This window comes from Streptomyces sp. NPDC058246, assembly GCF_042881985.1.
Taxonomy (GTDB): domain Bacteria; phylum Actinomycetota; class Actinomycetes; order Streptomycetales; family Streptomycetaceae; genus Streptomyces.
The window spans coordinates 69,134-81,364 of sequence record NZ_JBHVWZ010000007.1; the positions used below are offsets into that span (position 1 = coordinate 69,134).

11 protein-coding genes are annotated in these 12,231 nt (G+C 70.7%); 7 read left to right on the forward strand and 4 right to left on the reverse strand.

Going from position 1 to position 12,231, the window contains the following annotated elements; all coding sequences use genetic code 11:
* Positions 1-6 precede the first annotated feature (6 nt).
* Both ACFVXA_RS12830 and ACFVXA_RS12835 read right to left on the reverse strand, forming a co-directional pair.
* Positions 7-723 (reverse strand): hypothetical protein, encoded by a 717-nt coding sequence (locus tag ACFVXA_RS12830; RefSeq protein WP_389513213.1) that lies wholly within the window; start codon positions 721-723, stop codon positions 7-9.
* Entirely contained in the window at positions 716-1,552 is an 837-nt protein-coding gene (locus ACFVXA_RS12835) for an alpha/beta hydrolase (RefSeq protein ID WP_390024959.1), read from the reverse strand. Before ACFVXA_RS12835 ends, ACFVXA_RS12830 begins: the two co-directional genes overlap by 8 nt.
* 266 nt (positions 1,553-1,818) lie before the next feature.
* Between ACFVXA_RS12835 and ACFVXA_RS12840 the strand changes: the two genes are divergently transcribed.
* The 5 genes from ACFVXA_RS12840 (at position 1,819) to ACFVXA_RS12860 (ending at position 7,104) form a co-directional block, all read left to right on the forward strand.
* A complete protein-coding gene (locus ACFVXA_RS12840; RefSeq protein WP_390024961.1) occupies positions 1,819-2,733 on the forward strand; it encodes a 1-acyl-sn-glycerol-3-phosphate acyltransferase in 915 nt (304 codons plus the stop codon).
* Between the two features lie 64 nt (positions 2,734-2,797).
* Positions 2,798-4,018 (forward strand): MacS family sensor histidine kinase, encoded by a 1,221-nt coding sequence (macS, locus tag ACFVXA_RS12845; RefSeq protein WP_362029536.1) that lies wholly within the window; start codon positions 2,798-2,800, stop codon positions 4,016-4,018.
* Between the two features lie 79 nt (positions 4,019-4,097).
* The gene (locus ACFVXA_RS12850; RefSeq protein WP_389747399.1) at positions 4,098-4,745 is read left to right on the forward strand and encodes a response regulator; all 648 of its coding nucleotides are present in this window, start codon (positions 4,098-4,100) and stop codon (positions 4,743-4,745) included.
* Between the two features lie 144 nt (positions 4,746-4,889).
* Entirely contained in the window at positions 4,890-5,918 is a 1,029-nt protein-coding gene (locus ACFVXA_RS12855) for a 6-phosphofructokinase (RefSeq protein ID WP_362029530.1), read from the forward strand.
* A gap of 181 nt (positions 5,919-6,099) precedes the next feature.
* Positions 6,100-7,104, forward strand: a complete 1,005-nt coding sequence (locus ACFVXA_RS12860; protein ID WP_362029527.1) for a 2-hydroxyacid dehydrogenase — start codon at positions 6,100-6,102, stop codon at positions 7,102-7,104.
* Here the strand turns inward: ACFVXA_RS12860 and ACFVXA_RS12865 are convergent.
* Together ACFVXA_RS12865 and ACFVXA_RS12870 are read right to left on the reverse strand one after the other, a co-directional pair.
* A complete protein-coding gene (locus ACFVXA_RS12865; protein WP_390024963.1) occupies positions 7,056-8,963 on the reverse strand; it encodes an anthranilate synthase family protein in 1,908 nt (635 codons plus the stop codon). The two genes, ACFVXA_RS12860 and ACFVXA_RS12865, sit on opposite strands and share 49 nt — an antisense overlap.
* Before the next feature lie 126 nt (positions 8,964-9,089).
* Positions 9,090-9,266: a trp operon leader peptide gene (locus ACFVXA_RS12870; RefSeq protein ID WP_384019284.1), complete on the reverse strand. Its 177-nt coding sequence runs from the start codon at positions 9,264-9,266 to the stop codon at positions 9,090-9,092.
* 181 nt (positions 9,267-9,447) lie between these two features.
* Here ACFVXA_RS12870 and ACFVXA_RS12875 point away from each other — a divergent pair, with 181 nt between their 5' ends.
* Both ACFVXA_RS12875 and ACFVXA_RS12880 read left to right on the forward strand, forming a co-directional pair.
* Positions 9,448-10,614, forward strand: a complete 1,167-nt coding sequence (locus tag ACFVXA_RS12875; RefSeq protein ID WP_390024965.1) for a glycoside hydrolase domain-containing protein — start codon at positions 9,448-9,450, stop codon at positions 10,612-10,614.
* Between the two features lie 130 nt (positions 10,615-10,744).
* Entirely contained in the window at positions 10,745-12,097 is a 1,353-nt protein-coding gene (locus tag ACFVXA_RS12880) for a class II 3-deoxy-7-phosphoheptulonate synthase (RefSeq protein WP_362029519.1), read from the forward strand.
* Positions 12,098-12,231 lie beyond the last annotated feature (134 nt).

The following is a 12,231-nucleotide window of genomic DNA, read 5'->3' on the forward strand; positions in this document are numbered from 1 at the left end:
GCGGGGTCAGACCACCGCGCCGCGCCCCGGATCGTCCCCGTCCTCGTCGTCGGTCTTCATACGCATCACCAGCGTGCCGAAGCCGCCGAGGAAGCCGCCGATGCCGACGGTGGTGAGCCACCAGGTCATATCCCAGCCGAGGAGAACCGCCAGCAGCAGCAGGACGGGTCCGCCGATGACCCCGAGCCAGGCGAACTTGGCCGTGGTGTCGGCGGCCGGCAGCGGGGGCGGCTCGGGCGGTACGAAGTGGCCCTCGTCGTCCTCGTCGAAGTCGTCGTCGGTGGGCTCGGGCGCCTGGTAGTCGCGCGGGCCGCCGACCACCCCGGGCGCGAAGGCGACCGAGCTGCCGAGGGGCTTGGCCGCGGCCGGCCCGTCCCCGGCCCCGGCCTTGTCCGACGTCGCCGCGCCCTCGGGCCCGTCGTTCGTCTCCGGGTCGAGGAGGGCCAGGTCCTCGACCGACTTGAACGGTTTCGAGCCGGGCGGGTCCGGCGGCTCCTCGCCGTACCCGGCGACGATCGCCTGCCACGCCGCGTCCTCGTCGAAGGGCACGTTCTGTTCCTCGTCGAGGGGCTCACCGAGACTCCCGCCCAGCGGCTCACCGAGCGGCTCACCGGGTGCCCCGCCGACAGGCTCACCGAGCGCCCCGAGGGAGTCGCCCACAGGCTCGCCGAGAGGTGCGCCCTTCTCCTCGGAATCGCCGCGTTCCGCGTCGTGCTCAGCCACCGGTGGCCGTCCCTTCCTGCTGCCCCACATGCCCCGCATGCCCCACGTGATCCACCTGACCGGCGTCGGACTCCTTGCCGACGCCGGGCGCGAGCCGGGCGATGAACGCGTAGCTCTCCTCGAAGATCCGGTCCGCGTCGTGGTCCAACGTCGCGACGTGGTAGCTCTGTTCCAGCAAGATCTCCGTCACGTCCGTGGACGACACCCGGCTGAGGACGCGCGCGGAGTCTGCGGGGGACACGACATGGTCCTCGGCGCTGTGCAGCAGCAGTATCGGCTGGGTGACCTGCGGCAGCCCACTGTCCACCACCCTGCAGAACGTCCGCATCGAGTGCGCGGCGTGCAGCGGAACCCGGTCGTACCCGAGCTCCTGGGAGCCCTCCTTGGCGATGTCGCTCGCGATCCCCTTGGTGGACCGGACGACGTGGCGGAGCACCGGGAGGGCGTGCGCCGCCAAGCCGCGCACCTTGTTCAGCGGGTTGACGACGACGATGCCGCTGACCTCGTCACCGTGCTTGGCCGCGAGGCGCAGGGTGAGCGCGGCACCCAGGGAGAGGCCGGCCACGAAGACCCGCGCGCACCGCTCCCTCAGGGCGCGCAGCTCGCGGTCCACCTCCGCGTACCAGTCCTGCCAGCCGGTGAGCTGCATGTCCTCCCAGCGTGTGCCGTGCCCGGGCAGCAGCGGCAGCGCCACGGTCAGGCCACGCTCGGCGAGATACTCCGCCCAGGGGCGCAGAGACTGCGGTGACCCGGTGAAATCGTGGCAGAGGAGGACACCGACCTCTCCGCCCTCGCGGCGGAACGGCTCGGCTCCCGGAAGGACCGGCACCTTCGGTCTCCTGTTCATGAGGCGGGGCGGATGTTCATGAGGCGGGGCGGATCTTCTGAGACGGGCGGACGGTCATGAGGCAGGGCGGATCTTCATGAGGCGGGCGGACGGCCATGAGGCGGGCGGAACGAACCCCCGAGGCTTCGAGGCGTACTTCACCGTACGCGACCGTACTGACACCGACCAGGGCCGTCGGGTTCATTCAGGGCGCTCCGGGTTAAGGTCTGATCGACGACACAGGAGGCACTCGGTTGATCTACGGCGCAATGAAGTTTTCCATCGGAGGGCCGCTGAAGCTCGCCTTCAGGCCCTGGGTGGAAGGCCTCGAGAACATCCCCGCCGAGGGCCCGGCCATCCTGGCGAGCAATCACCTGTCGTTCTCCGACTCGTTTTTCCTGCCCGCGGTCCTGGACCGCAAGGTGACCTTCATCGCGAAGGCCGAGTACTTCACGACGCCCGGCATCAAGGGCCGGATGACCGCCGCCTTCTTCAAGGGCGTCGGCCAGCTCCCCGTGGACCGCTCCGGTGCGCGCGGCGCGGGTGAGGCGGCCATCAAGAGCGGCATAGAGGTCCTGGAGCGCGGTGAGCTGTTCGGGATCTATCCGGAGGGCACGCGTTCGCCCGACGGCCGCCTCTACCGCGGCAAACCCGGCGGCCTCGCGCGCGTGGCGCTCGCCTCCGGCGCGCCCGTGATCCCGGTCGCGATGATCGACACCGAGAAGATCCAGCCGCCCGGCAAGGTGATGCCCAAGCTGATGCGCCCGGGCATCCGCATCGGCAAGCCGCTGGACTTCGGTCGCTACAGCGGCATGGAGCACGACCGTTTCGTGCTCCGCGCGGTGACCGACGAGGTCATGTACGAGATCATGAAGCTCTCCGGCCAGGAGTACGTCGACATCTACGCGACGGCCGCCAAGCGGCAGATCGCGGAGGCGGCGAAGGCGGAGAAGGACGCGGAGAAGGCGGCGAAGGCCGCGCTCGCGCAGGCCGAGAAACAAGCTGCCAAGGAACAGGCCGAGAAGCAGGCCGCCGAGGAACAGGCCGAGAAGCAGGCCGCCAAGGAACAGGCCGAGAAGCAGGCCGCCGAGGAACAGGCCGAGAAGCAGGCCGCCGAGGAGCAGGCCGAGAAGCAGGCCACCGAGGAAGCCGAGCGGGCGGACAGGGAACGGTCCGGGTCCTAGACGCGTCCGTCAGGACGTGCGGGAGTAGGGGTGAGGGCGGGGGACTGAGGGTGGGGTGGGGGAGATGGCCAGGCGCGAGCGTGTGATGAGGATGTCGGTCGAGCAGCCGCTGTGGCGTGCGCTCACCGCGTACCGCGTCCTGACCATGCTGTACGCGATCGGCCTCTTCGCCAGCGCGTACGACAGGTTCGCCCGCCCCTGGGTGGCCATCGCCTTCTACGCGGTGCTGTTCGTGTGGACCCTGGTGACCCTCCCCCGAGTCGCGAACGCGGCCAGCTGCACCAAGCGCTTCCTCACCGCCGACCTCACCATCGCGCTCGCCGGCATCCTGCTCACCCGGGTCGCCGACGCCTCCTCGCGGATAGAGGCCGGGGGCCCGACGCTGCCGTCGATATGGACCGCGGGATCCGTCCTGGCCTTCGCGATCAAGGGCGGCTGGCGCTGGGCGGCCTTCGCCTCCACGCTGGTCGCGGCCGTCAACATCGTCGAGCGCGGTGCCCCGACCCGCGACACCGTCCACAACGTGATCCTCGTCTGGGTCGCCTCCATCGCCATCGGATACGTCGTCGAGGTCGCCCGCGCCTCCGAGCGCACCCTCGCCCGCGCCCTGGAGATCGAGGCCGCCACCCGCGAGCGCGAGCGGCTGGCCCGCGACATCCACGACGGAGTCCTCCAGGTCCTCGCCATGGTGCAGCGGCGCGGTTCCGCGCTCGGCGGCGAGGCGGCGGAGCTGGGCCGGATGGCCGGCGAGCAGGAGGTCGCGCTGCGCACGCTGGTCTCGGGCGGACTCGTGCCCGTCTCGCGGGTGTCCGAGGACGCCGCGCTCGGTGCGGTCGTACGCGCCGTCGAGGAGCCGGACGACGACGGGGGCCCGGTGGATCTGCGCGCACTGCTCGCTCCGTACGCCACCGCGCGCGTGACTCTTTCCGAGCCCGGCGCACCCGTGTCGCTCGCCCCTGCCGCGGCCCAGGAGCTGACCGCCGCTGTCGGTGCCGCCCTGGACAATGTGCGCAAGCACGCAGGTGCGGACGCCCGCGCCTGGATCCTGGTCGAGGACGAGCCGGACGCGGTGATCGTGACCGTACGCGACGAGGGCCCCGGCATCCCGGAGGGCCGGCTCGCCCAGGCCGAGGGCGAAGGGCGGCTCGGGGTCGCCCTGTCCATCCGCGGCCGACTGCGCGACCTGGGCGGCACGGCCGAACTGCTCTCGGTGCCGGGCCAGGGCACGGAGGTCGAGCTGAAGGTGCCGAAGGTTTCACGGGGGAAGGCGGAACAACAGCGATGACCAAGACGACGACGGCGGGCCCGCGATGACAGGGGCGACGGAGGGCACGGAAGTGCGAGGGCAGGTCCCCATCAAGGTCATGGTGGTCGACGACCACCCCATGTGGCGCGACGCCGTCGCCCGTGACCTGGCCGAGGCCGGCTTCGACGTGGTCGCCACGGCCGGCGACGGGGAGCAGGCCGTGCGCCGCGCCCAGGCCGCCGTGCCCGACGTCCTGGTGCTCGACCTGAACCTGCCCGCCAAGCCCGGTGTCCAGGTGTGCAAGGAACTGGTCGGCGCCAACCCGGCACTGCGCGTCCTGGTCCTGTCGGCCAGCGGCGAGCACGCCGACGTGCTGGAGGCCGTGAAGTCCGGTGCCACCGGCTATCTGCTGAAGTCGGCGTCCACGGAGGAGCTGATCGACGCGGTGCGCCGCACGGCCGTCGGCGACCCGGTGTTCACCCCGGGCCTCGCGGGCCTGGTGCTCGGCGAGTACCGGCGCCTGGCGTCCGACCCCGGCCCCGCGGCGGGCGCCGACGAGCCCAGGGCCCCGCAGCTCACCGACCGCGAGACCGAGGTGCTCCGGCTGGTGGCCAAGGGCCTGAGCTACAAGCAGATAGCCGAGCGCCTCGTCATCTCCCACCGCACGGTGCAGAACCACGTGCAGAACACCCTGGGCAAGCTGCAACTCCACAACCGCGTCGAGCTGGTGCGCTACGCCATAGAGCGCGGTCTTGACGAGGCGTAAACCTCACGCACCCACACTTTCGAGTGAAGGGGAATGATCAACACCCGCACAATTCACCGGAATTGACCTTCCGCACCATGCCGAAGTGACCTGGATCACTATTAGCGTGAGTCTCATCAGGCAATCGCGGCGAAGGGACTTTCCATGCGGGTCGGAGTACTGACCGGAGGCGGCGACTGCCCCGGGCTCAACGCCGTCATCCGGGGCATCGTCCGCAAGGGCGTGCAGGAGTACGGCTATGACTTCGTCGGCTTCCGGGACGGCTGGCGAGGTCCGCTCCAGGGCGACACCGTCCGGCTCGACATCCCCGCCGTGCGTGGCATCCTGCCCCGCGGCGGCACCATCCTCGGCTCCTCGCGCACCAACCCCCTCAAGGAGGAGAACGGCATCCGCCGGATCAAGGAGAACCTCGCCAAGCAGGAGGTCGACGCGCTCATCGCGATCGGCGGCGAGGACACCCTCGGGGTCGCCGCGCGCCTCACCGACGAATACGGCATCAACGTCATCGGCGTACCGAAGACCATCGACAACGACCTGTCCGCCACCGACTACACCTTCGGCTTCGACACGGCGGTCGGCATCGCGACGGAGGCGATCGACCGGCTGCACACCACCGCGGAGTCGCACATGCGGGTGCTCGTCTGCGAGGTGATGGGCCGGCACGCGGGCTGGATCGCCCTCCACTCGGGACTCGCGGGCGGTGCGAACGTCATCCTCATCCCCGAGCAGCGTTTCGACGTCGACCAGGTCTGCGCCTGGGTGACCTCCCGCTTCAAGGCCTCGTACGCGCCGATCGTGGTCGTCGCCGAAGGGGCGATGCCCAAGGACGGCGACATGGTCCTCAAGGACGGCACGCTCGACTCCTTCGGTCATGTCCGCCTGTCCGGCGTCGGTGAGTGGCTGGCCAAGGAGATCGAGAGGCGCACCGGCAAGGAGGCCCGCACCACGGTCCTCGGGCACGTCCAGCGCGGCGGTACCCCCAGCGCCTTCGACCGCTGGCTCGCCACCCGCTTCGGACTGCACGCCATCGAGGCCGTCCGGGACGGCGACTTCGGCAAGATGGTCGCCCTGCGCGGCACGGACATCGTCCGCGTCCCGATCGCGGAGGCCACCGCCAAGCTGAAGACGGTGGATCCGAAGCTGTACGAGGAGGTCGGCGTCTTCTTCGGCTGACGGCACCGACCGTACGGACGGCACCGACCGTGATGAAGGGTGCCGACCGTACCGACGGCACCGACGGCACCGACGGTGCCGACCGTGCTGATGGTGCCGGCCGCGGTGACCGTGCCGATCCGGCACCCCGGGGTTATGGGCCGTATATTCGGCCCATAACCCTCCAGAACGGGAGAAGTCGGTGGAGATTCTTGCGTTCGGCGTCCAGTCCGACGAGAAGCCCCTGATCGAGAGGGCCTTCGCAGGACACCCCGAGGTCCGCCGCTGCCGCTGCCTCGATGTATTCCTCACCGAGGACACCGCTCCCATCGCGGCCGGCTACGAGGCCGTCTCCACCAGCGTCAACTGCGGCCTGGGCCACCGCGTCCTGCAGACCCTGGCGGCCGGCGGCACCCAACTGGTCGCCCAGCGCTCCACCGGCTTCAACAATGTCGATCTCGAGGTCGCCGAACGGCTCGGCATGACGGTCGCCCGGGTCTCGTCCTACTCGCCGTACTCGGTCGCCGAGTTCGCCTGGACCCTCGGCATGGCCGTCAACCGCCGTATCGTGCGCGCCGCCACCCGCACCCGCGACTTCGACTTCCGCCTCGACGGTCTGATGGGCCGTGACATGCACGGCCGCACCGCGGGTGTCCTCGGCACCGGCAAGATCGGCGAGGCCTTCACCAGGATCGCCCACGGCTTCGGCATGAACCTGCTCGGCTGGGACATCGCCGAGAACCCGGCCTGTGTCGAACTAGGCATGAAGTACGTCCCCAAGGAGCAACTCCTCGCCGAGTCCGACCTGATCAGCCTGCACGTCCCGCTGATCCCGGAGACCCAGCGCCTCATCGACGCCGCCGCGCTGCGTGCGATGAAGGACGACGCGATCCTGGTGAACTCCAGCCGCGGCGGCCTGATCGACACCAAGGCCCTCGTCGACGAACTGCGCGCGGGCCGTTTCACGGGCGTCGGCCTCGACGTGTACGAGGCGGAGGCGGGCCTGTTCTTCCTCGACAAGTCCCTGGAGGCCATCGAGGACGACACCCTGGCCCGCCTCGTCACCTTCCCGAACGTCCTGGTCACCTCCCACCAGGCGTACTACACCGAGGACGCCGTCGGCCAGATCGTCGACGCCACGGTCAGGAACGTGCTCGACTACACGGCGGGCCGCCGCTCCGAGAACGTGCTGGTACCGCGCAGCTGACCGATCAGCTCCCGTACGACCGTCGCGCCGTTCAGCGTCAGCACCGACTCCGGGTGGAACTGCACGCCCGCGAACCCGGGACCGCGCATCGCGTGCACCTCGCCGCCACCGCGGCTGACCTCGATGCCGTGCGCGGACAACTCCGCGAGGGCCTCGTCGTCGCAGCGCGCCACGAAGCTGTTGTAGAAGCCGACGGTCTCGGTCCGCCCGAAGAGGTCGATCACGGTCTGCGCGCCCTGGTACGGCACTTCCTTGCGGACGATCTCCAGGCCCAGCTCGGCCGCGATCAGCTCGTGCCCCAGACAGACACCGAGCACACCGTCCCGGTGACCCCGGATCACCTCGGCGGTCAGCGCCCGCAGGAAGCGCATCTTGGGGTCGGTCATGTCCGAGGGGTCGCCAGGACCGGGGCCCAGGACGACAGGGCCCTCGTGTGCGAGGACCGCCTCCCGCAGCCCCGGCTCGTCGTACCGCCGTACCGTCACCTCCAGGCCCGACGACCGCAGCACATGCGCGAGCATCGCCGTGAAGGTGTCCTCGCCGTCCACCACGAGGGCGTGTCCCGCAAGGGAGTCGGCCCGCTCCTGCATCCGCAGCCAGAACGGCGCGAGCGAGGCCCGCCGCCCGTCGAGCGCCGCCCGCACCCGCGGATCGTCGGCCAGCCTCGGCCGTACGCGCTCCTCGCGCGGCCTCGTGCCCACCACCCCCAGCGCCGCCAGCACCCCGGCCGCCTTCGCATGCGTCTCCGCGACCTCGCTCGCCGGGTCGGATCCTCGTACGAGGGTGGCGCCCACCGGCACCCGCAGCCGGCCCTCCGCGTCGATGTCGGCGGTCCGGATGAGGATGGGGGAGTCCAGGGTCTGCGCCCCGACAGCTCCTTCCCGCCCGCCACCCGGGTGCCGCCCGAGCAGGGCCAGCGCGCCCGCGTAGTAACCCCGCCCGCCGACTTCGTGGCGCTCGATCACCCGGCAGGCGTTCTGCACCGGCGACCCGGTGACGGTCGCCGCGAACATGGTCTCCTTCAGGACCTCGCGCACATCCATCGAGGACCGGCCCCGCAACTCGTACTCGGTGTGCGCGAGATGGGCCATCTCCTTCAGCCGCGGCCCGATCACCACCCCGCCCATGTCGCCGACGGTGCACATCATCTTGAGCTCCTCGTCGACGACCATCGAGAGTTCCTCGATCTCCTTGCCGTCGCCGAGGAAGCCGAGCAGATCGTCCACGGAAGGTTCCTCGGCGGGGTAGCGGTACGTCCCGCTGATCGGGTTCATCACGACGGTCCCGCCCGACATCCGCACATGCACCTCGGGGCTCGCCCCGACCAGCGTCCGCTCCCCGGTGTGTACGACGTACGTCCAGTACGCGCCCCGCTCACCGACCAGGAGCCGGCGGAACAGGGCCAGGGCGTCGGCCTTCCCGAACCCCGGGATCCGGCCCTCGTAGGTACGCCGGATCACGAAGTTCGCGCCCTCGCCCCGCCCGATCTCCTCGCGCAGCACCCGCCCGACGATCCCGGCGTACTCCTCGTCGGCGACGTCGAAGCCCCCGCCCTCGACCCGCACGTCGTGCGACGGCAGCTCCGCCAGGACCTGCTCCAGCGGCAGTTCGTACGTCTCCTCGGCGGTCAGCACCGCGAGCGGTGTGCCGTCGTCGCGCACGTCGAAGCCGCGCTCCCGGATCTGGCGGTACGGGACCAGGGCGAGGGAGGGGCGGTCGCCGACCGGGATGTCGGCGAGGCGGTCGCAGGCGGCGACCGGGCCGAGCAGGAGCTCCACGACATCGTGGTCACGGCCCGGCGTCCGGCGGCGCAGCAGCGCGAACGGACGGGGATCGTCCAGCAGGTCGAGCAGGTTCATCGGTCCTGTTCCCTCTCTGAATCCCGGGATCCCGGATTCTCGGGATCCCGGAGAGGAACGACCTGGGTCCGCAAACACCGAAGGCCGCCCCTCGGGCGGCCTTCGCGAAGTAGTGCGTACGCGCAGTCAGTGGGCCGCCGGGTGAGCGGTCCACCACCAGTTCTGGTTGGAGTGCGCGAACATGCGCCGCACTTTACCCGACGCCGGGGGTCGGGCAACAGCGTGAACCGTTCGCGCGCGGCGTTCGGACCGGTGGGTTACCGGCCATGGATGGCCAGGAAGCCCGATCGAGGAGAACGCCATTCACGCAGCCCGCTCACCTCAGCAGAGATCCGTTCACACAGCCCGCTCACTTCAGCAGAGATCCGTTCACACAGCCCGCTCACCTCAGCGGGGAGCCCTTTACGCAGGCCGCTCACCCCGGCACAGAGTCGTTCAGGCAGCCTGTTCATCCCGGCTTCGCCGCGGTGGCGCCCGTGCGCTCGTGGTGCTCGTCGCGGCCGCAGCCCTCGCCGTCGGCGCGCCCGACGCCGCGCGCGCGGCCCCGCGCCCGTCCGACCCCGAAGCCACGACCCGGGTCGGCTACGGCGGCCACGAGTTCACCGTCCCCGCCTCCTGGGAGGTCGTGGACCTGGACGAGCATCCGGACGCCTGTGTCCGCTTCGACCGGCACGCCGTGTACCTCGGCACACCCGGCAACCGGCCGGACTGCCCGGCCGGGGCACGCGGCCGCACCGAAGCGCTCCTGGTCGAGCCCTCCACCGCCGCCGGGAGCACCGTGACGGAGAACCGCACGGCCGGTACCTACCGGGTCGTCGCGGACGGCGTCGCCGTGACCGCCGCCTACGCGGACGACCGTGCGCGGATCCAGAGCATCCTCGGCGGCGCCGGGCTGCCCGTCGCCGCCGCGCAGACCGAGCCGACCGCCGGCGCACCCGGCGCGGCGCCCCTGCCCGCCGACGCCACGTCCTACCGAGGGCGGGGCTTCGACGCCTGCACCGCGCCGGACCAGTCGGCGATGGACGCCTGGTGGTCCACGTCCGGCTACCGCGCCGTGGGCGTCTACATCGGCGGGATCAACCGCGCCTGCTCCCAGTCGAAACTGACCGCCGAGTGGGTGCGGACGCAGTACACGCGCGGCTGGCGGTTCATCCCGCTGTACGTCGGCCGGCAGCCGGCCTCCGGCAGCGGCAGCTGCGTGGGCGGTTGCGCGGTGATCACCAGTCCGGTGTCGCAGGGCATCGCCGCGGCCGACGACGCCGTCCGGCAGGCCGCCGCACTGGGATTCGGCAAGGGCTCGGTGATCTACAACGACCTGGAGAACTACACCCCCGGCGGGGCCCTGACCACCCGGGTGCTGGGTTACCTGGACGCCTACACCGAGCGCCTCCACACGCTGGGCTATCGCTCCGGCGCGTACGGCAACGTCGGCTCGCTGGTCACCGACCTGGTGGCCAACAGGAGTAGCACCACCCTGCCCGACGTGCTCCACTTCGCCCGCTGGAATAGCCAGGCCACCACCGCGGATCCGGCGATCCCCGCGACACTGTGGTCCGAGCACCAGCGCATCCACCAGTACCAGGGCGACACGGCCGAGACACACGGCGGCGTGAAGATCAACGTCGACCGCAACCAGCTCGACGTGGACTAGCCACGTGCCCTCCTCCGGGCGGCGCGCGGCCCTGCCGCATGCCGCCCGGAGCGGCCCCGATCGAGCGCGCACCGTCTCAATTGATGAGCAGGTGAATGGACGCCCGACACGACCCCGTAATGTTGTGGAGGTGACCGTGAACGCTAAGCCCAGCGCGAGCGCTGGCAACACCTGGCGAAACCTGCCCGCGGCGCAGCAGCCCGAGTACCCCGATGCCGAGGCTCTGCGCGATGTGATCGCGGACCTCGAGTCGTATCCGCCGCTCGTCTTCGCGGGCGAGTGCGACCAGCTGCGCGCCCGGCTGGGAGCCGTCGCCAAGGGCGAGGCGTTCCTGCTCCAGGGCGGCGACTGCGCCGAGGCCTTCGACGCGGTGTCCGCCGACCACATCCGCAACAAGCTCAAGACCCTGCTCCAGATGGGCGCCGTGCTCACGTACGCCGCCTCGGTGCCGGTCGTGAAGGTCGGCCGGATCGCCGGCCAGTACTCCAAGCCGCGCTCCAAGCCCACCGAGACCCGCGGCGGCGTGACCCTGCCGACCTACCGGGGCGATTCCGTCAACGGGTTCGACTTCACCGAAGAGGCCCGCATCCCGGACCCCGAGCGCCTGAAGCGGATGTACAACGCCTCCGCCTCCACGCTCAACCTGGTGCGCGCCTTCGCCACCGGCGGCTACGCCGACCTGCGTCAGGTGCACGCCTGGAACCAGGACTTCGTGCGGTCGTCCCCGTCCGGCCAGCGCTACGAGCAGCTGGCGCGCGAGATCGACAACGCGCTGAACTTCATGCGGGCCTGTGGCACCGACCCGGAGGAGTTCAAGACCGTCGAGTTCTACGCCTCCCACGAGGCACTGCTTCTCGACTACGAGTCGGCGCTGACCAGGGTCGACTCGCGGACGGGTCAGCTGTACGACGTCTCCGGCCACATGGTCTGGATCGGTGAGCGCACCCGTCAGCTGGACGGTGCGCACATCGAGTTCGCCTCCAGGATCCGCAACCCGATCGGGATCAAGCTGGGCCCGACGACGACGGCCGAGGACGCGCTGCAGTACATCGACCGTCTCGACCCGGAGCGCGAGCCGGGCCGGCTCACCTTCATCGTGCGGATGGGCGCGGACAAGGTCCGCGACAAGCTGCCCGAGCTGGTGGAGAAGGTCACCGCCTCCGGCGCGACCGTCGCCTGGATCACCGACCCGATGCACGGCAACACCTACGAGGCGGCCTCGGGCCACAAGACCCGCCGCTTCGACGACGTGCTCGACGAGGTCAAGGGCTTCTTCGAGGTCCACAAGGGTCTGGGCACGCACCCGGGCGGCATCCATGTCGAGCTGACCGGCGACGACGTCACCGAGTGCGTGGGCGGCGGCGACGAGATCTTCGTCGACGATCTGCACCAGCGCTACGAGACGGCCTGCGACCCGCGACTGAACCGCAGCCAGTCCCTCGACCTGGCGTTCCTCGTCGCGGAGATGTACAGGGACCAGTGACGGGTTCGCCTGTTACCGGAGCGTGAAGTGGGGGGGGGGGCACAAACAGTACCCCCCCCCCCCCCCAAAACACGCGGCCGGGGCGCCCGGGGGGGTTTGTTTTGGGACCCCAAAAACGGGGGGGGGGGGGGGAC